General features: G+C 42.9%; 21 protein-coding genes. 14 read left to right on the top strand and 7 right to left on the bottom strand.

Annotated features, from left to right (window positions below; all coding sequences use genetic code 11):
• Positions 1-171: 171 nt before the first annotated feature.
• From J3492_RS06605 to lpxC, 5 genes are all read left to right on the top strand, one after another.
• A complete protein-coding gene (locus J3492_RS06605) occupies positions 172-1,110 on the top strand; it encodes a D-alanine--D-alanine ligase (RefSeq protein ID WP_207991043.1) in 939 nt (312 codons plus the stop codon).
• A 293-nt stretch (positions 1,111-1,403) separates the two neighbouring features.
• The gene (locus J3492_RS06600; RefSeq protein ID WP_207991011.1) at positions 1,404-2,198 is read left to right on the top strand and encodes a cell division protein FtsQ/DivIB; all 795 of its coding nucleotides are present in this window, start codon (positions 1,404-1,406) and stop codon (positions 2,196-2,198) included.
• Between the two features lie 124 nt (positions 2,199-2,322).
• On the top strand, positions 2,323-3,663 hold the full coding sequence (gene ftsA / locus J3492_RS06595) for a cell division protein FtsA (protein ID WP_341534090.1): 1,341 nt from the start codon (positions 2,323-2,325) through the stop codon (positions 3,661-3,663).
• Between the two features lie 148 nt (positions 3,664-3,811).
• Positions 3,812-5,008 (top strand): cell division protein FtsZ, encoded by a 1,197-nt coding sequence (gene ftsZ / locus J3492_RS06590; RefSeq protein WP_207991009.1) that lies wholly within the window; start codon positions 3,812-3,814, stop codon positions 5,006-5,008.
• Between the two features lie 519 nt (positions 5,009-5,527).
• Entirely contained in the window at positions 5,528-6,445 is a 918-nt protein-coding gene (gene lpxC, locus J3492_RS06585) for a UDP-3-O-acyl-N-acetylglucosamine deacetylase (protein WP_207991008.1), read from the top strand.
• A gap of 298 nt (positions 6,446-6,743) precedes the next feature.
• On the opposite strand, the gene J3492_RS06580 is transcribed toward lpxC, so the two are convergent.
• The gene (locus tag J3492_RS06580) at positions 6,744-7,259 is read right to left on the bottom strand and encodes a hypothetical protein (RefSeq protein WP_207991007.1); all 516 of its coding nucleotides are present in this window, start codon (positions 7,257-7,259) and stop codon (positions 6,744-6,746) included.
• A 270-nt stretch (positions 7,260-7,529) separates the two neighbouring features.
• On the opposite strand from J3492_RS06580, the gene J3492_RS06575 reads away from it, so the two are divergent.
• Positions 7,530-8,255 (top strand): CHAP domain-containing protein, encoded by a 726-nt coding sequence (locus J3492_RS06575; RefSeq protein ID WP_207991006.1) that lies wholly within the window; start codon positions 7,530-7,532, stop codon positions 8,253-8,255.
• Between the two features lie 149 nt (positions 8,256-8,404).
• On the opposite strand, the gene J3492_RS06570 is transcribed toward J3492_RS06575, so the two are convergent.
• Both J3492_RS06570 and J3492_RS06565 read right to left on the bottom strand, forming a co-directional pair.
• Positions 8,405-9,193, bottom strand: coding sequence for a DOMON domain-containing protein (locus J3492_RS06570; protein ID WP_207991005.1), 789 nt, complete (start codon positions 9,191-9,193; stop codon positions 8,405-8,407).
• 132 nt (positions 9,194-9,325) lie between these two features.
• Positions 9,326-9,637: a YhbY family RNA-binding protein gene (locus tag J3492_RS06565; RefSeq protein WP_207991004.1), complete on the bottom strand. Its 312-nt coding sequence runs from the start codon at positions 9,635-9,637 to the stop codon at positions 9,326-9,328.
• Positions 9,638-10,143: 506 nt separating this feature from the next.
• On the opposite strand from J3492_RS06565, the gene J3492_RS06560 reads away from it, so the two are divergent.
• The 7 genes from J3492_RS06560 (at position 10,144) to J3492_RS06530 (ending at position 17,748) form a co-directional block, all read left to right on the top strand.
• Positions 10,144-10,776 carry an RlmE family RNA methyltransferase gene (locus J3492_RS06560; RefSeq protein WP_207991003.1) on the top strand — a complete coding sequence of 211 codons (633 nt, stop codon included), beginning with the start codon at positions 10,144-10,146 and terminating at the stop codon, positions 10,774-10,776.
• Between the two features lie 370 nt (positions 10,777-11,146).
• Positions 11,147-13,042: an ATP-dependent zinc metalloprotease FtsH gene (gene ftsH / locus J3492_RS06555; protein ID WP_207991002.1), complete on the top strand. Its 1,896-nt coding sequence runs from the start codon at positions 11,147-11,149 to the stop codon at positions 13,040-13,042.
• A gap of 198 nt (positions 13,043-13,240) precedes the next feature.
• The gene (gene folP, locus J3492_RS06550) at positions 13,241-14,170 is read left to right on the top strand and encodes a dihydropteroate synthase (protein ID WP_207991001.1); all 930 of its coding nucleotides are present in this window, start codon (positions 13,241-13,243) and stop codon (positions 14,168-14,170) included.
• A gap of 63 nt (positions 14,171-14,233) precedes the next feature.
• On the top strand, positions 14,234-14,527 hold the full coding sequence (locus tag J3492_RS06545) for an FAD assembly factor SdhE (protein WP_243453140.1): 294 nt from the start codon (positions 14,234-14,236) through the stop codon (positions 14,525-14,527).
• A 32-nt stretch (positions 14,528-14,559) separates the two neighbouring features.
• Positions 14,560-15,027, top strand: a complete 468-nt coding sequence (locus J3492_RS06540) for a hypothetical protein (protein ID WP_207991000.1) — start codon at positions 14,560-14,562, stop codon at positions 15,025-15,027.
• A gap of 222 nt (positions 15,028-15,249) precedes the next feature.
• Entirely contained in the window at positions 15,250-15,939 is a 690-nt protein-coding gene (locus J3492_RS06535; protein ID WP_207990999.1) for a YidB family protein, read from the top strand.
• Between the two features lie 351 nt (positions 15,940-16,290).
• Positions 16,291-17,748 carry an anion permease gene (locus J3492_RS06530; RefSeq protein WP_207990998.1) on the top strand — a complete coding sequence of 486 codons (1,458 nt, stop codon included), beginning with the start codon at positions 16,291-16,293 and terminating at the stop codon, positions 17,746-17,748.
• Positions 17,749-17,793: 45 nt separating this feature from the next.
• On the opposite strand, the gene J3492_RS06525 is transcribed toward J3492_RS06530, so the two are convergent.
• From J3492_RS06525 to trmB, 3 genes are all read right to left on the bottom strand, one after another.
• Positions 17,794-18,849, bottom strand: a complete 1,056-nt coding sequence (locus J3492_RS06525) for a regulatory protein RecX (RefSeq protein WP_207990997.1) — start codon at positions 18,847-18,849, stop codon at positions 17,794-17,796.
• A 40-nt stretch (positions 18,850-18,889) separates the two neighbouring features.
• The gene (recA, locus tag J3492_RS06520; protein WP_207990996.1) at positions 18,890-19,948 is read right to left on the bottom strand and encodes a recombinase RecA; all 1,059 of its coding nucleotides are present in this window, start codon (positions 19,946-19,948) and stop codon (positions 18,890-18,892) included.
• A gap of 841 nt (positions 19,949-20,789) precedes the next feature.
• Positions 20,790-21,608, bottom strand: coding sequence for a tRNA (guanosine(46)-N7)-methyltransferase TrmB (trmB, locus tag J3492_RS06515; protein WP_207990995.1), 819 nt, complete (start codon positions 21,606-21,608; stop codon positions 20,790-20,792).
• A gap of 207 nt (positions 21,609-21,815) precedes the next feature.
• Here trmB and J3492_RS06510 point away from each other — a divergent pair, with 207 nt between their 5' ends.
• Positions 21,816-22,745 (top strand): DUF2628 domain-containing protein, encoded by a 930-nt coding sequence (locus J3492_RS06510; protein ID WP_207991041.1) that lies wholly within the window; start codon positions 21,816-21,818, stop codon positions 22,743-22,745.
• A gap of 7 nt (positions 22,746-22,752) precedes the next feature.
• On the opposite strand, the gene J3492_RS06505 is transcribed toward J3492_RS06510, so the two are convergent.
• Entirely contained in the window at positions 22,753-24,642 is a 1,890-nt protein-coding gene (locus J3492_RS06505; protein WP_207990994.1) for a monovalent cation:proton antiporter-2 (CPA2) family protein, read from the bottom strand.
• Positions 24,643-24,733: the final 91 nt, after the last annotated feature.

The raw sequence follows: 24,733 nt of genomic DNA, 5'->3' as shown, positions 1-24,733 counted from the left end.
AATGACCAAGACAATAGTAATTCATCACATCTGCATACGCCTATTAAAGCCATTAATAGCATAGGTAGCGCCGAGGATACGACGACTATTACCAATCCGGAGCCTGCATTGGCAGCTGCTGCACAACAAAAACAAAGCGATCAAGTCAATCACCTATCAGACCATGAGCCTATGTCTCATACTGTAAGCAGTAAGGTAAAAGATGCCAGCGAGTTTGGGAAGGTCGCTGTAGTCTATGGCGGCCATAGTAATGAGCGCAGCGTTTCTTTAGACAGTGGTGCTGCGGTATTGCAAGCACTACAGAACCAAGGCGTTGATGCCACTCACTTTGATCCTAAGTATCAAGACATTACTGAGTTACGTGATTATGACCGAGTATTTAATGTACTGCATGGTCGAGGCGGAGAAGATGGTCTACTACAAGGGGTTTTGCAGTGGCTGGACATACCGCAAACAGGCTCAGGAGTATTGGCGTCGGCATTGGGTATGGACAAAGTACGTACCAAGCAGCTTTGGCAAGGCTGCGGGTTATCAACGGCACCATTTTCACTATTAACCGCCGAGACGGACTGGCAGCAAGTGGTAAACATGCTAGGACTACCACTGATTATCAAACCAGTTCATGAAGGCTCAAGCATCGGTATGACAAAAGTCAACCATTTAAATGAGTTGCCAGCTGCTTATGCCACAGCAGCCCAGTGTGGTGATGAAGTCATGGCAGAGCGCTGGATTACTGGTCGTGAGTTTACCATCGTCATCATAGATGATGAGGCGTATCCCGTGATACGTTTGGAGCCTGCTGATATCAGCAACTTTTATGACTTTGAAGCCAAATATAACCGTAATGACACCGGTTATTATATTCCTTGTGGCCTTAGCGATAATGATGAAAAACATCTACAAGCGTTAAGTTTGGCTGCATTTCGTGCCGTAGATGCAAAAGGGTGGGGGCGTATCGATGCCATGCAGGATAATAATGGCAATTTTTGGCTACTGGAAATCAATACTGTACCTGGCATGACCAGTCATAGTTTGGTGCCAATGGCTGCCAAGGCAAGAGGTATGGACTTTGAGAGCCTATGCTGGCATATATTAGCGCAAACAGTTTAAGAAACATTAAATGTATCTCTAGAGCTGCTATAACACATCATCATGTAAACTTGTGTAAAATCAACAACAACAGCTTAAGTTGGGCTATTGTTTGCCCTCGAAATACGTTAATATTGTAAGAATAAGTTTATTTTGGCAAGATTCATCTCATTTTAGGGTAAAGTTGACTTAATAATATATCAATGTCAGCAAAGTGTTGGTAAATGATGGCCAGCGGATGTCAATCATTGAGACAAATTATTAAGTGACAAATGACTCAATAGCGTATATTAAATATAGGGACACGTGCGATTATGGCTCAAACTGTCAACAGAGCAACTGACTTGATGAGTGATAACGCCCGTCGTCCAAAAACCAACTTGCAGTTGCCCACAGCGGCAAAATATTTTTTTACCGCTTTAGGAATAGGTCTGTTGCTGCTGATACTCGTTATGGGTATTAAAGCCCTACGAGAGGCACCTCCAGCGTCTATACAAGTTAGCACTCAAGGATTGACCGCTGCTCAGCATCAGGCTTTGCATCAGACTATGAAGCAACAGCCGGTCAATAGTTTTTTTACCACGAATCTGCAATCTTTGCGTGATATAGCGATGGGACTGGCCTGGGTTGACCAAGTGAGTGTCACTCGTGATTGGCAACAGGGCATCATTATTACTGCGCTACCAAAACAGGCCGTGGCGCATTTTGGTACCGAACGGCTGGTAGATGCCAAAGGTACGGTATTTGTTCCTGCAGACAGCCAAGAGCTGACAAGTGCCCAGTTTGCTACTCTGCAAGGAGAAACCAGTCAAGCACCGGTAATCATGCAGCAAATGCAGCAGATTAATGATTGGTACGCCCCACTTGGTATGCGGGTGGAAGATATTATTTTAACGCCTCGCATGACTTGGTTGGTACGTTTTGATAATGGCTTAAGAGTCATTGTAGATAATGAAAATACAGCGCAAAAAATCTTGAGTCTTAGTCAATTATTAGGCAATCAGTTGAGTACACGCCTTGAAGAGATGCAGTCTATCGATTTGCGCTACAAGAATGGCTTTACTATTGCTTGGAAAGTAACTGGATCAAACACAGCTATATCTGATTAAGATGAATTGTCATTCGGCAACAATAATTTGCCCTAATGAAAATGATAGCCCATAGAAAAGTGCTTGATTTGGTGTACTAAGGTGTCGTGTAATCGTTTAAATATAACACTCTTTTAATAATCTAATGGAAACATCATCTGGTTTCCTGTTTAGCGATAATTTGTTTGATAACATGAAAAATACTGAAAACCTGGTTGTTGTCCATATAAGTGCCACTGCAGTCTATGCAGTGATTGGCAGAGTTGTGTCCGCAGATGACATCCGAATTATGGGTGTCGGACAGGTAAAAAACAGTGATTATTATCAGGGGCAGATTAAACATCGGGAGCGCTTGCAAGGTGCTATCAAGCAGGCCATTCAAGATGCTGAAGATACTGCCAATTGCCGCGTGCATAGTGTATGGTTGACGATAGCGACCCCTGAGTTATTGAGCAAAAACAGCTCAGGCTATGTCACAGTAGAAGAAGAGACGGTGAGCGCTAAGGATATGGTACAGGCGCTTGCAAATGCTAAATCCAAAGATCTGCCCTCGGATTATTATTTGATGCATTGCTGTCAGCAAGGCATTTATATCGATGAACAAGAAACCATGGTAGATGATGCTATCGAGATGTTTGCCCATGACATCACGGTGATGTATCACATGATGATGCTGCCAGTCGCCAGTCGACAAAATATTCAAAAACTACTGCAAAGCTGTGATGTTGGGATTGATCATATTGTGTTTGATGCCGTTACTAGTGCAGAGTATGGGTTGATGAGTGAAGAGCGTCAACAAGGTGTTTGCTTGGTAGATATCGGCGCAGGAAGCACCAGTCTTTGTGTCTATAAAGAAAACAAGCTTATCTTTACTCATTGTATCCCAAGTGGTGGTCATGAGGTGACCATGGATATCTCAGCAGATATGGGTATCTCCATGATAGAGGCTGAAAAATTAAAAAAACAACATGGCACAGTGGACCTTCATAGTATAGATCCAAGTGCGTTTTTTGTGTTTAAGCCGCAGGGTTCAGGCGATGAGATCAATGTCAGCGTATACAATTTGGCTCGTATCATAGAGGCTCGTTATATACAAATATTTACTGAGGTGGCTCGTCAGCTGCACGAAGCAGGTCTACTCAGCTACATTGAGCGTGGCATCGTATTGACAGGTGGTGGTAGTACGATTAAAGGTATGGTACCTTTTGCCAAAAAGCTACTGAAAATGCCTGTGGTATTGTCTAATACGCATCCGGCGATCAGTGCCTATAGTTACTTTGATAATGAAGCACTGTTTAAGCAGCTCAACTTACAACTTAATGATCGTGCTTATCAGACTGCATTTGGTACTTTGCTTTATAGTCAAAGCGAGCAGTTTCGTCGTAGTGAAAAAAGCGAGCCTGAGGCATTGCAAAAGGGAGGGATGAAAAGTACCTTTCGTAATGTGGGACAACGCTTTACTAGTGTACTTAAAAAAATACTCTAAATATCTTTAGAATAATGGAACATAAGCCTCACTTTAAACGAAATTATTTAATTTAAATACATTTATATATAGTAAGTCGATAGTATATTATGTGCGTGCGTTATCACGTATCGACCATCACGCTATCTGCAACTGGAGAATCTTTTTTATGTCAAAATACACCATGCCAGATGAAAACCAACCTCTAAACAACGGTCAAGCCCGCTTTACAGTATTCGGTGTGGGTGGCGGCGGCGGTAATGCGGTTGAACATATGGTTCAACAAGGGATTAAAGGTGTTACTTTCGTCTGCGCCAATACGGATAGGCAAGCGCTTGATCGTCTAACGGTACCGCACAAATTACAACTTGGTGCCAAAACCAACCGTGGCTTGGGCGCAGGTGCCAATCCAGAAGTTGGACGTGAAGCGGCAGAGAGTGAAGAAGAAGCCATTCGGACATTGCTCGAAGACTCAGATATGGTCTTTATTACCGCAGGTATGGGCGGCGGGACAGGTACCGGCGCCGCGCCAGTTATTGCGCGTATAGCCAAAGAAATGGAAGTGCTGACAGTTGCAGTAGTGACCACACCTTTTAAGTTTGAAGGCGGTAAACGTAACAAATCTGCTAAAGCGGGTATTGAGCAATTGACCAATTTTGTTGACTCAATTATTACCATTCCGAACGACAAGCTGATGAGTGTCTACGGCAATATCTCTATGAAAGATGCCTTCAAAAAAGCAGACGATGTGTTGTTGCATGCTGTACAAGGTATCGCTGAAACCATCGCTCGTTCAGGTCTGATTAACATTGACTTTAATGACATCCGCACAGCTATGACAGCTAAAGGCCATGCGATGATGGGTATCGGCCGTGCCAGTGGTGACGACCGTGCTCGTCAGGCAACTGAAAAAGCGATTAAGTCGCCTCTACTTGATGATCTGTGCTTAGAAAATGCTCAAGGTCTATTGGTCAACGTGATTTCATCAGAAACCCTATCTTTGGATGAATTTAGCAAGATTAGTGAAATCGTAGAAGGTATTACGGATACAGACGATGCCAACATATTCTATGGGTCAGTGGTTGATGAAGAAATGGGCGATGATATTCATGTCACTGTCATTGCGACTGGTCTTACTTTAGACGAGCGTCCTAATGAGCAAGCCAAACAACCACAATCCGTACCTCCTGTGACGAGTACGCAGCCAGTAGATCCTACTGTGCATACGAGCGCATTAAACAGTCAAAAACTGTCACAAGCTCGCGCCTATCAAGACAGTTTGACCCGTTCTACGCCGGCACAAGAACAGCCACAAACCAAAACAAATAGTATTCAAGACTATCTAAAGCGCCAGCAAAACAAATAGGTTGTTTGATTTAACTCTAAATACATGGTGATAAATACTCATTTTTAGTCATGTATTAATGGTAGAAAAATAGACTGTCTTTGCATATTTTGATAAACATTATAAAAAACCAGTACTTAAGTACTGGTTTTTTTTGTGCTCATTTCTCAGTTTACTATGAGCCAAGTCAATCATTTTAATGCACTTACTCTATAAGTTAACACTCTTACAAAAGTCAATCAGCCTATGTTTTATGTAGGCTAGACGCTATTTAGTCCAAACAAAGAGCTTTGGCTGTTTTTGATATAAGTTTCATGACCTCGGCTATTGTGAGCCTCAATAGAAAAGAGAGGGTAGGCTGTCACCATTGATATCATTACAGTTATAAAAGCCCATAATTAGTACATTTTACCAAAAAAATGTCCATGATAAGTCAAATCAATTGAAGAAATAAGCAAATTACTATTTTTTGCTATAGCGAACAGGGGGTAGCTAATGGTACACTAGGCTAATTGTAACAAGATATGTGAGGAAGTAGCCATGAACCAGAGAACCATAAAAAAAGCGATTGCTATTACAGGTATCGGTCTACATAGTGGCGAACCTGTCGATTTAGAGTTTCATCCGCAACCGATAGATACCGGAATCATTTTTGAGCGCTCGGATATAGAGGGAAGTGCCCCGATTCCAGCCAGTGCGTTTTTGGTACAAGATACCATGATGTCCTCAAACTTAGTGTTTGGTGGGACCCGGGTAGGCACGGTTGAACATCTGTTAAGTGCGATTGCGGGCCTTGGTATTGATAACTTATTGATTCGGGTGTCGGCTAGTGAGATTCCTATTATGGATGGTAGTGCTTCTCCATTTATAGGCTTGCTATTACAATCAGGTTTTTGTGAACAAGATGCACCGAAGAAGTTTTTACGAATTGTGCGACCGGTACGAGTTAATGTCGATGATAAATGGGCAGAGCTGCGCCCTTATGATGGGTTTGAGCTGAATTTTGAGATTGATTTCGAGCATCCAGCTTTTAATAAAGACTACCAACACGCGCAGTTGCAGTTTTCGACACAAAACTTCATTGAGCAACTCAGTGAGGCTCGTACCTTTGGGTTTTTACAAGATATTGAGACCCTACGCAAAAACAACCTTGCATTAGGCGGTAGCATGGACAATGCTATTGTTATTGATGATACGCGAGTATTGAATACTGAAGGGTTACGCTTTGCTGATGAGTTCGTCCGTCATAAGATACTAGATGCTATTGGTGATCTATATTTGATTGGTTATCCTATTTTGGGTCGGTTTAATGCCTATAAATCAGGCCATGCCTTAAATAATTTATTGGTCCGTGAAATATTGTCAGACGAAAATAACTTTGAAATTGTAACATTTGATGACAATGTAACCAGTCCTATCGAGTATTTACCTTTAAAAGGTTTGACAGTTGAAGGATGAATACGCAAATATACATGATGTATCGAAACATTTACGTAAGATTACATGAGTAGTGCGTAAAAACGATGAGATTATAATCGTTTTAGTGAATATTTGTATTTGTGAAAGTTAATATATTTTCTAAAACCCTGAATATATAAAAGTTTCACCGGTTGATTAATCGCTTGAAAGTTAAGTTCATAGTTTGAATTTAACGTTCAGGCGATTTTTTTTATTTAAAAGAAAAATATTTTTATCTGCTCACACTGTTTTCTTATGCTGTTCGATTACATAACTTTACAATGTAAGTCGTTATTTTTTATTGTTCTGCTAGGCGTAAAAGGGCTTTTTTAAGGTTTTTATCAGTGGTGACATGCTCTGCAGCCTGTGTTATAGTCCGCTTTGTGTTTTGGCTAAGCGCCTGATTTTCATTGGCTTTATGTGATTTAAGCGTTTGTGTCGATGGTTCTAATTGCTGCTTGATTTGGGTGTTTATAGCACCAGTATTGGTTACCACGATGCGAATTTTCTTGAGTTGTTGAAATGTAATGGACTGCTCTGTTAATACTTGCAAATACGCATTGTGTAAATAACGAATATGATTGGCTGCTGTCACTGAACCAACACTGAGTGTGAGTTGTTCAGGTGTAAAGCCTACCACCCAGCAGGTATTAAGGATTTCATCAGGTAGGCAGTCTACCAAAAGCGCTTTTACCTCATCAGTGGTCTGTTTATAAAGGTGCATATTTTCAGCTAAAGTTTTAGGAAGTGCGCTACCAGCAAACTCCTGATGATCAATAAGCTGAGCGAGCCGGTTAGGCTGTTTTTTTTGCATAGTATTTACTCATCGATGTGGCAATGAAAGTGGGTGATTAAGCCGATATGTAAAAGAGTTAAGCTCATACTTATCAAGAATGACAAGCAAGTTAATTACGAGGTGAACGACCCAAATGGCAATGACGCCTAGGTTGAACACTGTAGACCAGTTAGCTGGCGGCTGTATTCAGAATTTTATCATGAATGTCTCATGATTATATTCTACACATTAATCGATGCTTCGTTATGGATAACAGGCAATCTTGTATTAACAATAGGTAGTAAATTTATGAAACAAGCTTTATTAGTTTTGTCAGTATTGGGAATGGGCATAGCACAAACGAGTGGTGCTGTCGAAACGACCTTTCAATCAAATAATACCTTGACTCATACCACCACTAATATCTCAGCCTCAAACAACTATGGCTCTAGCCGTAATATCTATAGCACCAATAGTGGCGCTCATGTCTTTAGTAACGACGAAATCAGTCAAGCTATCGATAACCTAAGCGCTCATGCCAAACAAAAAGAATATCAGCTGGCCTCATTAACCAGTCGCCTCTCTTATGAGCGCCAACAGCAAGCAAGCAGTCGTATCCCTGATAGTAACTCAGCACCTGCGCTTGCCGCAGCCAGAGCATCACGAGCGGCACACGCTAGAAGTACAGGCTACTGTGCTCGTTATGTTCGTAAAGCACTACAATCAGCTGGCTATGAGTTTACGCCAAACCCTTCAGCGTATCAGTACGCTTCTCGTGGTACGCTAGCACAAGCAGGCTTTACCAAAATCAGTAATGATACGCCACCACAAATCGGTGATGTGGTCGTTTATGACCGTACCTCACGACGCCCGCACGGTCATATCCAAATCTTTGATGGTAATGGCTGGGTATCAGATTTCCGTCAAAAAAGTATCAGCCCTTATAGTGGCACGCACAGCTATACCACTTGGCGCGATTCGCAATACGTAGATGATGCGTCAGATCGTGGTATCTATCTTGCTATGGCAGAGTAATAGCATTTAATAATTGCCATATCCATGCATAGCGTATGACGTTTTCTCCAGGCTCAGTAATATCTAAGCAGATGTTACTGAGTTTTTTTGTGTTTTCATCAAGCGCTCTTTATAACAGCGCATACCGACCAAGTAGTGACGCACGAGACTTATAGAGCCGATGCTGCCTGATGATCAAAGCAGGGCCACAAATGACGCTGATGAAAGTCAGGTGGCGTAGCATGGACAGGGGCAAAATATAAATCAGTGGTACCAAACCATAAAATAACACATGGCTGTATATACCCTATGGCTTTACTCTGATTACTGGGATTACTGGTTTTGACATTCGAGTAAAGAGGGTGGCCTGACATGTTTTTAGGGCAGGTAGAGCTGACCTTGCCCTCAATAAACCATTCGCTAGGCAGCTGGTTTAAATCAAAACCAAAACTACAATGATAGCGATAGCCTTGTTTATAGGTCGCCGGCGATGATAGCATGCTGGGCCAAATGAGGTTGGCACGCTGCTGAGCCGCCATTAAAGGCGCTGGTGGCCGTGTGGATGGACTTCGATAGCTGTGGAAGTGATACAGTGCATATTGTCCGTTTGGATTGACATTGATCTCAATATAGCTGCTGTCATCATCTATACGGTTACTCATAAAGCATTCAAGACAGGTCTGCTCCCATAAGTAATCCGTGAAACCCACGTTATCTTGCTGCCAAGTCGTCCAATCAAGTTGCTTTGCTAGGATTGATGAGGGTAGGGTTATGCAGTAATGAAACCATAGCTGCTCATCAAAACCTTTGGCCTCAGGATTATGAGGGGCAGAGCTGGGTTTAATCGATACCCTTACCTGTATCTTGATATCCTGTAGTTGCTCGATGCTCACGCCAAGCGTGTTGGCTGCTGTATTGAGATCATCTTGGGCGAGTTGTAAGTTGAAAACTTGGCTCATAACATGGCTCATAATGATGGCCTAAGTGAATATGATAAATGACAAAAAACCACGAACATAAGGAACGTGGTCTCAATCTTAATTCTTTGATAAAAAAGCGAACAAAGAGGATACGACTTTATCACACCTGATCTATTGCGGGTGACGCACCAAATTAGACAGCTTGGGGTTGGCATTTGGATTTTGGCGCAACAATAGTGCCATGCGGCCAATGGTATGAATGACCTTAGCGTTGACCGCTTGGGCGATTTCGGTACTCACCAAGTCACGGTCATGCTTGCTGCCAGCAGGGAGTTTCACTTTAATGAGTTCGTGGTCATCTAAAGCCCGGTCTATCTCTTCAGTAATTGAAGGAGTGATGCCTTTATTGCCAATCATAACGATAGGTTTTAGCTCGTGGCCGATGCCTTTTAGACGTTTGATGGTAGCGTTGTCGAGTTGCATAGCGTTCCTAGGTGTTGATAAAAATAAAAAGGGTACTGCCAAAGCAGTTATTGAACATTATAGATAATCTATGATCAACTTGCATGAGATCAGCAGGATTATGCACGATTTTACGTGATGAAAATGTTAAACTGCAGGTTTGGTCACATTATAAACGCTACTGTCTGATAAAGCAGTGGTTTAGACAATAGAATTTAGTGATTAAAGTCATTAGGGCGTGTCCTCATTTTAAAAATGGAGATAAAAATGAGATAAATTGCCGTCAAACAAGGAAAATAGCGCAGATAATATCGGGATATTACCTAGCTATTTAACGCTGTTTGGCAAGATTTAGCCATTTTTAGCCCATTTAGGTATCCTTCGATTGAATTGAGGACACGCCCTAGTGATAAACAATCTGATTCAGACTGCGTTTATTGTAATTCAGTGACGTAAATGGTGAGTCGTTTATTTTCATTAATGACAAAAGTGCATTAACGCTTTAATAAGTGATAGGAGCAGGCATTTTGGTTACGCGCATTAAAAATAAAAAGTTGTCGAAGAGTAGTAGCGCTTGGATGAGAGAGCATCTGGATGATCATTATGTTAAGCAAGCGCAAAAAGACGGCTATCGTGCCCGTGCAGCCTATAAATTGCTTGAAATCAATGAAAAAACCAAGCTCATTCAACCTGGCATGACCGTGGTCGACCTAGGTAGTGCCCCAGGCAGTTGGTCGCAGGTCGCAGGGCAGCTGGTAGGCGAGAATGGCACCTTGATTGCCTCCGATATTTTACCAATGGATAAATTAGAAAATGTCACTTTTATTCAAGGTGACTTTCGTGAAGCGGCAGTGTTTGAGCGTATTATGGCGGAAGTTGGCGATACGCAGGTCGATGTGGTGTTGTCTGACATGGCGCCTAATACGGCAGGTAATAGTGCTGTTGACCAACCAAGAATGATGTACTTATGTGAGCTTGCAGTAGATTTCGCCTTAGAAACCTTGCCAGAAGGTGGCGCGCTTATTATGAAAGTGTTTCAAGGAGAAGGCGCACAAGAATTACGCAAGCAAATGCAGCACGATTTTAGTAAGATTCGTAGTATTAAGCCTGGGGCATCGAGACCACGTTCTAAAGAGATGTTTTGGGTAGCTATCAAATAATTTATAGCAATAAACTATTAAGTACAGATGCTTACTCTATAAGGACTGGCGAGATGGGGTGACAATGGTAAACCACTACAAACCTTTACCCAATAAATGGCGCTCTTGCTTGAATTATGCCGGTCAATACCACATATAAATCTATATATTAACTTTGTTTTAAGCAAAGTCGTTTGATAACGTAACAGGTCTTTATATATATTCTTTTGATTTGTCTCTTTTTACCTTTAAATATGCGGTAAGATGAGCATAATAGTATGAACATACGATTTGCATTAAAAAATTGCGTGATAACGCAAAGACTAAATGATACGTTACAAGGCGTCACGTGTTTAGTAGACACACCAATAAGTAAGGGATGGGAAAACTTGTGAGCGACATGGTAAAAAATACCTTATTGTGGCTGGTGGTCATCGGCATTTTAGTGCTGGTGTTTAGCGGCTTTGATCAATCCTCTGAGCCGGATAACCTTAACTACTCTGAGTTTGTCACTGCAGTAGCAGAAAACCAAGTAGCCAGTGTTGAAATTGATGGTGAACAAATCACCGGTGAAAAGAAAAATGGTTCAACCTTTGAAACCATTAGACCTGCTGTATCTGACGATCAGCTGATGCCAATGCTGCGTGAGAATCAAGTCGAAGTTCAAGGTACTGCGCCAAAACGCCAAAGCGTCTTGATGCAATTACTGATAGCCAGTTTCCCAATTCTATTGATTATTGGTTTGTTCTTATTCTTTATGCGTAATATGCAAGGTGGCGCCGGTGGCAAGGGTGGTGGACCGATGAGCTTTGGTAAATCAAAAGCCAAGATGCTCAGCGAAGATCAGATCAACGTCAACTTTGAAGACGTGGCTGGCTGTGAAGAAGCCAAAGAAGAAGTCGTTGAGGTGGTCGATTTCTTACGTGATCCTGATAAGTTCACTAAGCTTGGTGCTACGATTCCACGTGGTATCTTGATGGTTGGTCCTCCGGGTACGGGTAAGACACTCTTAGCACGTGCCATTGCTGGTGAAGCTAAAGTGCCGTTCTTTTCTATCTCAGGCTCTGACTTTGTCGAGATGTTTGTCGGGGTTGGTGCCTCACGTGTCCGTGATATGTTTGAGCAAGCCAAAAAAAGTGCGCCTTGTATTATCTTTATTGATGAGATTGATGCCGTCGGTCGTCATCGTGGCTCTGGTATGGGCGGTGGTAATGACGAGCGTGAGCAGACATTGAACCAGCTTCTGGTCGAGATGGATGGCTTTGAAGGTAATGAAGGCGTTATCGTGATTGCAGCCACCAACCGTGCCGACGTCTTAGATAAGGCGCTACTACGTCCGGGTCGTTTTGACCGTCAGGTACAAGTGGGCCTACCAGATATCAAAGGCCGTGAACAAATTCTAAAAGTACATTTAAAAAAGCTGCCAAATACTATTGGCGTAGATGCGAATGCATTGGCTCGTGGTACCCCTGGCTTTAGTGGTGCTCAACTTGCCAACCTTGTCAACGAAGCGGCATTGTTTGCTGCTCGTCGTAACAAGACCAGTGTCGACATGAATGACTTTGAAGATGCTAAAGATAAGCTGTATATGGGTCCTGAGCGTAAGTCTATGGTGATACGTGAAGAAGAGCGCCGTGCCACTGCTTATCATGAAGCAGGTCATGCGCTGGTTGCTGAACTGTTGCCTGGTACAGATCCTGTGCACAAAGTGACCATTATGCCACGTGGCTTTGCACTGGGCGTGACTTGGCAGTTGCCTGAGCACGATCAGACCAGTATGTATAAGTCAAAAATGCTTAATGATATTGCGATTTTGTTTGGTGGTCGTATCGCTGAAGAAGTGTTTATTAATCAGATGTCGACTGGTGCCTCAAATGACTTTGAACGTGCTACCAAGATGGCACGAGCGATGGTCACTAAGTATGGCATGTCTGATGCGCTTGGCGTCATGGTCTATGAAGATGATGACAGCTCACAAGGCTACTTTGGTTCTAGCAGCCGTACCATCTCAGAAGCCACTCAGCAAAAAGTGGACGAAGAAGTACGTCGTATGCTGGAAGAACAATATGATATCGCTCGTGAGCTAATTGAAGCCAATCAAGACAAGATGCATGCGATGGTTGATGCATTGATGAAGTGGGAAACGATAGATCGCGACCAGCTACAAGATATTTTAGCAGGTGAAGAGCCACGTCCACCAAGAGTATATCAGCCTAACGAAGTCAATCTGTCTAAAGATGATATCAAAACGACTCGTCCGACACCGCCGCCATTACCAGCGATGTAAGCTGCAGAGTTAGCGGTATTGGACTGCTCGTCGAATGACTGTAAGTATTAAAAGCCCTTTTGTATAAAGGGCTTTTTTATGGTCATTATTTCATAAGGGGTGTAAAACAAGCAGAGAATTTACTGGTATCATAGGCAGTGCAGCCACATAATAAAATTTAAGTCTGCTTTTCATAACCTCACTTACGATGGATGGCCCATGTCACTATTTCAGCCTTTACCGCCCTATCATGTCACCAGCCACAATAAAGTACTGGATTTATCGCAGCCACATATTATGGGCATTCTTAATGTCACGCCAGATTCTTTTTCAGATGGTGGGCAATTTAATGCAGTAGATAAAGCGATTCGCCACTGTCAGCAGATGATGAATGAGGGCGTCAGTATTATCGATATCGGCGGCGAGTCTACCCGTCCAAATGCAGCCACTGTCGATACATATACTGAAATACAACGTGTGGTGCCAGTGGTGCAAGCCATTAGACGAAGTATGGGTGATGATATATGGCTGTCTATTGATACCAGTAACCCAGCAGTGATGCAGGCGGCTTTTGCTGCTGGCGCTGATATCTGGAACGATGTACGAGCGCTTAAGCGAGACGGTGCTGCAGCATTGGCTGCAGAGCTAGACATTCCAGTGATGCTGATGCATATGCGCGGCGAGCCAACCACGATGAATGAGCTGGCACAGTATAATGATGTGGTCGGTGAGGTCAGTAGCGAGCTGCTCGACCGTATCGATGAGGTGACAGGTATCGGCGTCAAGCGCCGCAATATTATTATCGACCCAGGCTTTGGTTTTGCAAAAAACTATGAACACCATTGTGCGTTACTAACTCAGCTTGATAAGTTACAATCACTTGGCTTGCCAATGATGTTTGGTATTTCACGTAAACGCTTTTTAGCGCATGTGTTGACCAAGAGTGGTGTTGATAGCGTAGCTGAAACTCAGGCGGCTGAGCGTGATGTGATAGGGAGCGCTGCTGGCTTATTTGCTTTGCAACAGGGCGCAAGTATCATCCGTACTCACAATGTGGCGATGATGCAGCAAGCTGTGGCACTTTGGCAGCAGCTATCCAGCTATAGCCAGTTGAATACAAGCTGTCACAGCCGCAATGAAAGCAACTGAGTTTGGCCCAACGTTAACTCCTTACCGACTACCTTGATACATTTATCCGATGAGACTGATCATATGAGTACAAATGCTATGAATAAAAAACCTCAACCTGAGCCCACCAATGAGCAGCGACGTATTATCTATCAAGCTCGACGTGGATTAAAAGAGCTGGACTTCTATATTGACCCTTATGTAAAAGAGCTATATTTGACAGCAGACGCTGCCGAGCAAGCAGCGTTTGCCCAAATGCTTACGCATGAAGATCCTGACTTATTAGATTACTTTACCAATCAATCTCGTCCAGAAGAAGATGCTATTTGGGCGTTGGTAAATAAGATTAAGACGTGGCGTCATGCAAAAAACACCTGACTAAAACCTGTGTATATTAGAAGCTAGACAAGATGACGACTGCTAAAGATGTACGCGCCCTACGTATAGATACAGCCATCAAGCCAAACAGCTGCTTACGTGCGGTGCTTTATTTGAGCATGATTGGCGTCATGCTGTTTTTGGCTTGGTTCGCCCAATTGGTGTTATGGCAATATATATTTGTCTTAACGATCAGTGCAGTGGTAGGCATATATTTAGTATTTACTAAACCGATTTTACTGCATATTAGTCAACCCCCTGTCGATAGACAAGTTGATAAAGACTGGCAATTATTGATGCGTACAAGTCGTGCTGACGAATTGTGGCTGGCAGAGTTAAAGAGTATAAATAGCTACAGTTGGCTGATAACCTGTAATGTCATGACGGTTGAGCCGTTCAGACGTCAGATAACGGTTGTGATATATCGAGATCAGGTAAGTAAAGACCAATGGCGTCAGCTGATGGTTTTAGCGAATTCAGCTGACTTGAAGTCTATGTAGTCCAAAGAAGCATGAAGCTTTATTTTATGGTTTGAGCTTGCAGCAGTCAGCTAACGAAACGCTACGGGTGATAACAAAACACTTAACTCAAAACTCGGTAGAATTTGTTATGTTAATAAAAAAGCATGACTCAATAACTTGCTAAAGCAGTATCTTATAGTGAGTCATTAGACAGGAGCTGAGTCACTGCTTAAGTCATATATTATATTAAAGGAGAAGAGTATGAGTTTGTTAGGAAATTTAATTACCCAAGTGGCCCGCAGCGCTATGGACCCAGAAGATTCAAGCAGAAACCCCGTAAACCAGAATATCAATCCACGACGCACAGGTGGACTCGGCGATATTTTAGGCGGGGTGCTTGGTGGTAATTCTAATACTGCTCAAGCAAACAATGGCTTTGGTTTAGACGATGTGTTGGGCGGCTTGATGGGTGGTAATCAACGTACCCATACCAATTCAGGAGCTGGTGGCTTAGGTGATATCTTAGGCAGCGTACTAGGTGGCCAGACGAATAGAAGTGGCTTTGGCGGTGGCAAAGGCATGCTCATAGCCGCACTGTTACCCATGGTGATGAGCTGGATTCAGCGCAATGGTGGCCTGGGTGGTGCCTTATCTAAAATCACCAACATGGGTTTTGATAGTCAAGCACGCTCTTGGATGAGTACAAATGAAACGAATGATAATCTAGACCCTAATGATATTACTCGCTTATTTGATACCACTGAGATTCAACAAGTTGCTGCACATACAGGCGCTAACGAGGCCGAGGTGCGCCAAGGCTTGGCTGAATTACTCCCTGAAGTAGTGAACCAGCTGACGCCACATGGCAATTTAGACAATGAAGCAGAGGCCAATCAAGAGATAGACCAGATTGTCAGTCAACTATCTAGTCGTCTTGGTACGCTAAAGTAAGATAATTATTTTCCAGTTTTAGTGATCAACAGCGCTAATCTATAAAAGAGTACATTTAATAATGTGCTCTTTTTTTATGATTAATAATCAAGATTTGTAGCACTACTACCCTTTAGACTATTGACCTTTGAAGATTTATGTTAAAAAAAGTGAGCAACAAAGCAGTAATAGTCTAATCGTTATATCATAGCTATATAATGAGTTAATGGTAGCTTCAATATATAGTTTAGTTGCAGTCATAACTTTATAAGTTCGAACTATCAAGTAATCGGGTTTCAGAACTACAAAGCTATCGAAGCTAATAAATAATATCTTACCAATCCCAAAAAGTTTAATAAGGTTGAGTCAATAATGCCATTTAAGCCTATTCAAGCTGCTATAGCTATCTTAGTTGGTCTGATCATTTGGTTCGTCATTCCAGTGCCTACTGGTGTTACACCCGAAGCTTGGCATATGTTGGCATTGTTTATCGCTACTATTGTGGCAATCATAGGTAAAGTGTTGCCTATTGGGGCGATTGCTATCATTGCAGTCACCTTGGTGGCATTAACAGGTGTAACGAGTGATAGTCCAAAGCAAGCAATCAGTGATGCATTATCAAGCTATTCAAGCCCATTGATTTGGCTGATTGGTATCGCAGTAATGATATCACGAGGCTTAATAAAAACAGGCCTTGGTCGACGTATTGCTTATTACTTTATCTCAGTTTTTGGTAAAAAAAGCATCGGCGTGGCTTACTCTTTAACAGCAGCTGAGCTGATAATAGCGCCTATTACGCCTTCTAATACGGCGCGTGGTGGCGGTATTATTCATCCTATTATGAGGTCCATTGCAAAAAGTTTTAACTCAACACCAGAGGAGGGCACCCAAAATAAAATTGGTCGTTATTTAGCGATGGTTAATTACCATGCCAATCCCATTACTTCAGGCATGTTTATCACGGCTACAGCACCTAACCCTTTAGTCGTTGATCTAGTTAATAAAGCGACAGGTGGGGATATTCAACTGTCATGGACGACGTGGGCTATAGCAATGTTCGTACCAGGAATATTATGCTTGCTCATTATGCCATTGATTATTTATATGATTTATCCGCCTGATATAAAAGCAACTCCCAATGCTAGAGGTTTCGCCAAAGATAATTTAGATGAAATGGGAAGTATCGATACACAGGAAAAAATCATGCTTGGTGTCTTTGCACTGATGTTGATATTGTGGGCGAATATTCCTGCTCTTATATTCGGTGAAGCTTTTAGTGTTAACGCCACGACGACAGCCTTTATCGGATTGACAACTTTGATACTAACTGGTGTGCTCACATGGGACGACGTGCTTAAAGAAAAGTCTGCTTGGGATACTATCATTTGGTTTGGTGCTCTTATTATGATGGCAGCTTACCTAAATGAGCTTGGCTTGATTGGTTGGTTCTCAAGTAACATCGAGTCAATGATTGGCACGACTGGATTTGGTTGGATAGGGGCAGTGACTATCTTGACCTTGGTTTATCTGTATATTCATTACTTTTTTGCTAGTACCACAGCTCACATTACTGCACTATTCGCTGCCTTTTATGCGGTAGGACTGAGCTTAGGTGCACCGCCGATGCTATATGCATTGATACTTGCAGCAGCGGGAAATATCATGATGACCTTGACCCATTACGCAACAGGTACTGCTCCTGTTATCTTTAATTCGGGCTATGTGACGCTAAAGGAGTGGTGGAGCATTGGTGCGATAATGAGTGTGGTTAACTTAATGATATGGATAGGCGCAGGTCTGATTTGGTGGAAAGTACTTGGTTATTATTAGTCAGTACTTAGAAGCCATATCAATGAAAAGCAGGGTGGGCGTTACTCAAAAACGCTCATCTAAAGTCTCTAATGTATAATTGAGTGCGGCAAAGCAGATGTCGCTTTGAAAGCCACGATACTGTAAAAAGCGCAGTTGGCGAGCTTTATCTTTTTGTTCAGTAGGAATGTCATTGCCGTATTTTTTGATACGTGCGGTGACAGCAAGCTTAAGCCAGTCAACGCCTTCAACTAGGCTGTCTTCACTATCGTCAACAAACTCACTAAACTCTTCAGATTCTGTATTTGCCATGTCTATAAGCTCATCGATATTATCTGGCATCTCTACCTTTTTTCGATAAAACTCCTGTTTGATGCGGCCACGGCCACGACCTTTGCGAATATTTTCTCGGATAAGCATCAGGGTAGTACGATAATCGCTTTGATACCCTTTTTTCTCAAACTCATCAAGCAGAGCGTCAACCTTTTCTGGGTCTTGTTCTTTGTCGATTAACTTTTGCTTGAGTTCAGCTTTGCCATACTCACGGCGTGATAGGTAATAAAATGCCAACCAACGAAGACGGCTTTCTGCTTTGATAGCGTCAATTTCCGCTTGTTTTTGTTCAGGAGTGCGTAAATACGCTTTGAGTGCAGAGGGCAAGTTATCAAGGTCTGTTTGAGAGCTTTCAGCGAACTCTTTTTGCTGATCATCGCTATTGCTAGTCACATCATGAGCGTCACGCTTAACCTCAGCCAACATCTCTTTGACGCTTTGGGCGGCAGGTGGTTGGTACGTAGGTACACTGCTAGGCTCAGGGTTAAATGTCGCCGCAGGATGAAAGCGTTTTTTACGTTTTTTTTGCTTTTTAGTTTGAGGCAGGTCGTACTGAATCGGTGAATACGAAGCGCTAGCCTCTATATCAATGCTTGAGTTGTCGGATAAGCCTCGCTTGTTACTTTGGTTGTGATGGTCTGTACGATGGTACGGTTTTTCAGGTTGTTTGGTCTTATCCTGAAATGAGGGATAAGCGGGTTTGGCAGGTTTTTTTGGTTTGGCATGCGAATGACTTGCTGAATCGATATCTGATTCAGCAAGTATTTCAGCTAAAGTTTTAATGTTCATAATACATCATAACAGTAAACAACGGTGAATGTTTGGGCCGTTACTGTGCAGGCTCAGAAGCTAAGCCTTCATTACTCTCAGCAGTTTCTGCCTCAGTACTCTCTTTTTTTGTTCCAAGCTTTTCTGCCCGGATTTTTGCTTCAATCTCTTGAGCGATCGCAGGGTTTTCTTTTAGAAACAATACTGAGTTGGCTTTACCCTGACCGATTTTTTCATCACCGTAGCTGTACCAAGAGCCAGCTTTGCCCACAGCACCGATCTCTACACCTAAGTCGATGACCTCGGCTAAATGGTTGGTACCTTCACCGTAAGTAATTTCAAACTCAGCTTGGCGAAATGGGGGTGCCATTTTGTTTTTGATGACTTTAACTCGGGTTTGGTTACCGATGATTTCGTCGCCATTTTTGACCGCCCCGATACGGCGAATGTCCATACGTACCGACGCATAGAACTTAAGCGCATTACCACCTGTCGTGGTTTCAGGACTACCAAACATCACACCAATCTTCATACGGATTTGGTTGATGAAGACCACCATACAATTGGAGCGCTTGGCGTTACCTGTGATTTTACGCAGTGCTTGGCTCATCAAGCGAGCTTGTAGACCCATATGCGAGTCGCCCATCTCGCCCTCAATCTCCGCACGCGGGGTCAAAGCCGCAACAGAGTCAACGACGATCATATCGACTGCTCCTGAGCGTACCAACATATCGGTAATCTCCAGCGCCTGCTCACCGTTGTCAGGTTGAGAGACGAGTAGATCATCAGTATTGACACCGAGTTTGCGTGCATAGACTGGATCAAGCGCATGCTCAGCGTCAATAAAAGCACAAGTACCACCTTGCTTTTGACACTCTGCGATTGCTTGTAGGGTCATGGTAGTTTTACCAGAGCTCTCTGGACCATAGATCTCGATAATACGGCCTTTTGGTAGACCACCTATGCCAAGGGCAATATCTAGTCCCAATGAACCGGTCGATACCACATCCGCATCAAGCGTCGCAGAGTCATCACCTAAGTGCATAATGGTGTTTTTGCCAAACTGCTTTTCAATCTGACCCAATGCTGCTTTTAGCGCTTTGGCTTTGTTCTCATCCATAGTGGATTCCTTATAGTGTATGATTGTGTTATAAGAGTAGATGAGTTAAGTATAACAAAATATAGAAACGATGAATGGTTTAAACCATATTAAACGACAGCAGGTGTCGCATCTAAACAGCACGTGAGATTTGATCAATATAAGAGCCATTATTCAATCTTATTTAAGCCGTTTGTTTCTCCAAATTATCATCGAGAGTGAAAGTTTGTCCACAGAAAAACATAACATTGATGATCAGTGTCGTGAAACATTGCTTAAGATAAAAATTATTTATAAAAAAGTTTGTTTTAATATTTTATCTCAGTAAGTCTTTGATTTAATTGATAATTAAAATTGTACAAAAAGTAACCAATTTTACCTAAGGCATTCATATATCAAGCCAGATCCATGTCAAGTCGCCACTTATCCACATAGTTATCCACAGTTTATGTGGAGAACTCACCAAAGCCTTATCCTGTCGATGTTAGCGCAGAGGACCAATATTTGGTCTGCGGATAAAAGCATCTTAACGAACGCAAATGAAGATAATAAATAGCAAAAAAACGGTTGGTTATCGCCATGTTCCACACGATCAGGAGTATTTGGAAGTCGTCTTTAATCAAATACAGCATAAAAAAAGCGACTCAAAACAGAGTCGCTTTACATGGCAGTTATCAGCTGACTAGGGCATGTCCTCAATTCAATCGAAGGATACCTAAATGGGCTAAAAATGGCTAAATCTTGCCAAACAGCGTTAAATAGCTAGGTAATATCCCGATATTATCTGCACTATTTTCCTTGTTTGACGACAATTTATCTCATTTTTATCTCCATTTTTAAATGAGGACAAGCCCTAACACCTTTAGTCTTTGATATAGATAAGATCCCAAACACCGTGTCCTCGATCCAAGCCCCGACGTTCAAACTTAGTCATCGGACGAAAATCAGGTCGGTCGGCAAAGTTGCCTGCGCCAGATTGGTTGGTCAACCCGTCAAAGTGGTCCAATACGTCGAGCATCCAAAAAGCATAATGCTCCCAATCCGTTGCTGTATGGAACCAGCCGCCTGTCTTGAGACTGCGAGTGACAATAGCCATACGCTCAGGACTAACAAAGCGGCGTTTATAATGGCGCTTTTTTTGCCATGGATCAGGGAAGTACAGTTGGATACGATCGATATGGTTCTCTGGCAGTTGTTTGAGTAATTGGATCGCATCGCCATTGATGATTTTGACATTGCTCAGCGCTTGCGTACCTGCCATATAGGCACATTTACCGATACCAGGCTCATGTACCTCAATGCCTACAAAGTTACGTGTCGGCTCTGCTGCTGCCATTTCTATAAACGAATCACCCAAGCCAAAGCCAATCTCTAAAGTAAGAGGCGCATCACTGCCATTGGGACTGTTGGCGAACAACACACGTAAGTCATGGATACCTTTTAGGTCGCCATCTCCAAAGCTATTATTGACGATGTAATCAGCGAACTCTGGATCAGTCAACGCCAGCTCGGCATTTTTATTCATGTGGGTACGGCGTTTCATAAACGTTTTGACAATGCGTTTATGCTTATCATTGGGTGAGTCTGCTTGATGAGTTAGGAGCTTATCATCGGTCTGAGTATCAGTGTTGATGGGCGCAGGGCTATCAATAGGGTTTTCGGTATGAGGATTTTGAGTCATGATGAGTAGGGCTTAAATAAGTAGTAAAGATAAGCGTATTATAAGTCATATAGCCTCTAGAGTGAACGCACAATCTAAATGACAGATAGTGACGTGTGAAAGCGTAAGTGACGTGTGAAAGCTTAGACAAGGGCGTCGCATCTCAATGTGCGTTATCATATAATAATGATAAGCAGCAAACTTAAAGAGCTAATAGAGTCTATGGTCATGTTATTTATCGAGACAGATTCGCCACCACCATTTTATCAAGAACAACTGACGCCAGCTAAGCGTAAGCAGTTGGACCAGTGGTTTATTGGTCACCGAACACAAAGCTACTACCTCAAACGTTTTGAGCAATTTGATGAGCAAGGCTATCTGTCACCGAAATGGCATTGGGCTGGGTTTTTTATCACTTTGCCATGGCTGTTGTATCGTAAACGTTATATGGATGCGTTGGTGTACAGTGTCGCTGGGTGGTCATTTATTCAGCTTAATATCGTCATTGCGTTGGTGACGTTTGAGTTTATTGCCATGCCGTTTATCGCAGATGTTTATCAGATGCCTATACGTATAGGCATTGCAGCTGTGATTTGGCTGTTTTGGGCAGCTATGGTGGCACGCTGGACTGATGCCTACTATTATCGCATGGCTCGACGTGAGATAGCTGATGCGCTCGAGGACTATCCACGTGATGAAGCAGCGCAAAAAGCGCACTTACGTCGTGAGGGTGGGGTAAGTTTGTTTGGTTTAGGGCTTGGGTTTGGCTTTTTTATTTTCGCATTAATGGTTATTAATGTGCAGTTTTTACCCATTATCGCTAAGAAAAAGGAGACAGAGATACTGTTTGATGCTTATTATACGACCAAAATGGCGCAAGATGAGGTCGAAGATGTCTATCAGCAAAATGGTCAATGTCCAGTCAGTTTGCCATTGACCAGTGATAATGAGCAAGTACGACTACATATGACAGCTCAGATGCAGGGTGTGGCTGACAATGACTGCGCTGTAGTCGGTACGATGCAGAATATCAAGTTTCCTACCCGTTATCTAAACGATCAGACCTTTGTGTTTTATCACAATCTTGATAACGATAATTGGGAGTGCGTCAGCTCACTAAATAAAAAACAAGCACCGGCATACTGTGCCTCTGATTGAGGTGGTTCTACACTTTAGGGTCGGCAGTGATATCGCCTGTGGTATCTTTTACAGGCGTTGCTTGATCTTTTAGCGCCTCATAAAACTCCTCTAAGTCCATCTTTCTGGCTTTATCAATATCCTCATCAAACAAGCTCTCAAGCTCAGCCATGGCAGACTGCGCTGATTCGATCATACTTGCTTCATCGTCATAAATCGCCTGCTGCCGCTCGATCAGGTCGTCATCATAATCACGGAAGGTCTGGATGGTATCTCGAGCTTTATCTGAAGGTATGCCAAGCAGTTGTAACGACTCACGCGACATGTCTAATGAAGATAAGTAAGTCTCACGCCAAATATGACGTACGCCGACTTCACGCAGGCGATAATAGTGCTGTCTATCACGGGCCCGAGCCAGTATGACTAAGTCAGGATAGTTTTTGTGTAAGTATTCAGCGGTCGTGATAGAACGCTCTAAATCATCGACAGCAATGATAAACAGCTTGGCCTGTTTAATGCCTGCCGCTCTTAGAATCTCGGGGTTTTTAGGGTCACCATAATAGACTTGGTTACCAAACTTACGCACGAAGTCTACTCGATTTGCTGAGCGTTCGATGGCGGTAAACTCGATATTGTGCATGCGTAAAACACGACCAATAATTTGTCCAACTCGGCCAAAACCTGCAATGATGACAGGATGCTCGTGATCTGGAATGGTATCGTATTCACGGCTTGGTTTACGCTTAGAAAATAAAGGCTCACCAATTTTATCCAATAATAAAAAGGCTAGAGGCGTCAGTGCCATAGAGATGGTCACGATAAGGTTGAGTGTGTTTTCTAACTCAGGGGCCAAGACGTTTTGAGTCGCTGCGACATTGAATAAGACAAAAGCAAACTCACCGCCTTGAGCTAGGGTAACCCCAAGACGGATACTGGTGGGCCAACGATTGCCTGATACTTTGGCGATAGCGGTAATGACAGCAAATTTAATAAACATCAATGCGAGTGCACAGCTGATAATAAATATGGGGTGTGCCATGATGAGCTTTATGTCTGTCAACATACCCACAGACATAAAGAACAAACCCAGTAGCAAGCCTTTGAACGGCTCAATACTGGCTTCTAGCTCATGACGATACTCTGAATCTGCCAATAGCACACCAGTCAAAAAAGCCCCAAGTGCCATTGAGAGACCGATTTGACCCATCAAAATCGACACGCCCATAACGATAAATAGTGCCACCGCAGTGAGCAGCTCTGAAGCACCACTTGAGGCCACAAACTTAAAAAACGGTCGAATGACGTAACGGCTGGCAAAGATAAGCCCAGCAAATACCGCAAAGACTTTAGCAAAATATACTAAATCATAGCTCTGCTCACGCACTCCGGACAAAAACGGAATCACTGCCAGTAAGGGTATCACAGCGATATCTTGGAATAATAAAATAGTAAAGGCTTCACGGCCATGGGTGCTCGAGAGCTGCTGTTTTTCAGTCAGAATCTGCAGGACAAAGGCTGTGGAAGAAAGCGCCAAACCAAAACCAACGATAAAAGCCGTGTCTAAATGTAAAGCGAAGAACTGATACAAAATCGCCATCAATAGCACGCCTGTCAGTCCAACTTGCAACCCCCCGAGCATAAAGATAGAGCGCCGTAATGCCCATAACCGTGATGGCTGTAGCTCAAGACCAATGATGAACAATAACATCACCACGCCAAATTCAGAGAAATGTAGCAAACTCTCGGCATCACCTGCCACATCAAGCGCACTTGGGCCTAAGATCAAACCAGTAATGAGATAGCCCAGTACTGTGGCTATACCAAAGCGCTTGCCTAATGGGACAAAAAGTAGCGCTGCACCCAAAAAAATAGTGGCTTGTAGCATCAGGTTTGGTGAGCCGGCAGCGGCAGCGAACATATCATATCCTTAGCAATCTGTTTAAAACGGTAGCGTGCGTGTGACTATTCTTTTAAGCGCTTAAATGCATCTAAGATCGGGTATACATAAG

The sequence above is a fragment of the Psychrobacter coccoides genome (genome assembly GCF_017498085.1).
Lineage (GTDB): Bacteria > Pseudomonadota > Gammaproteobacteria > Pseudomonadales > Moraxellaceae > Psychrobacter > Psychrobacter coccoides.
The sequence above is the reverse complement of the archived record's forward strand: the minus strand, read 5'-3'. Positions and strand labels throughout refer to the sequence as shown.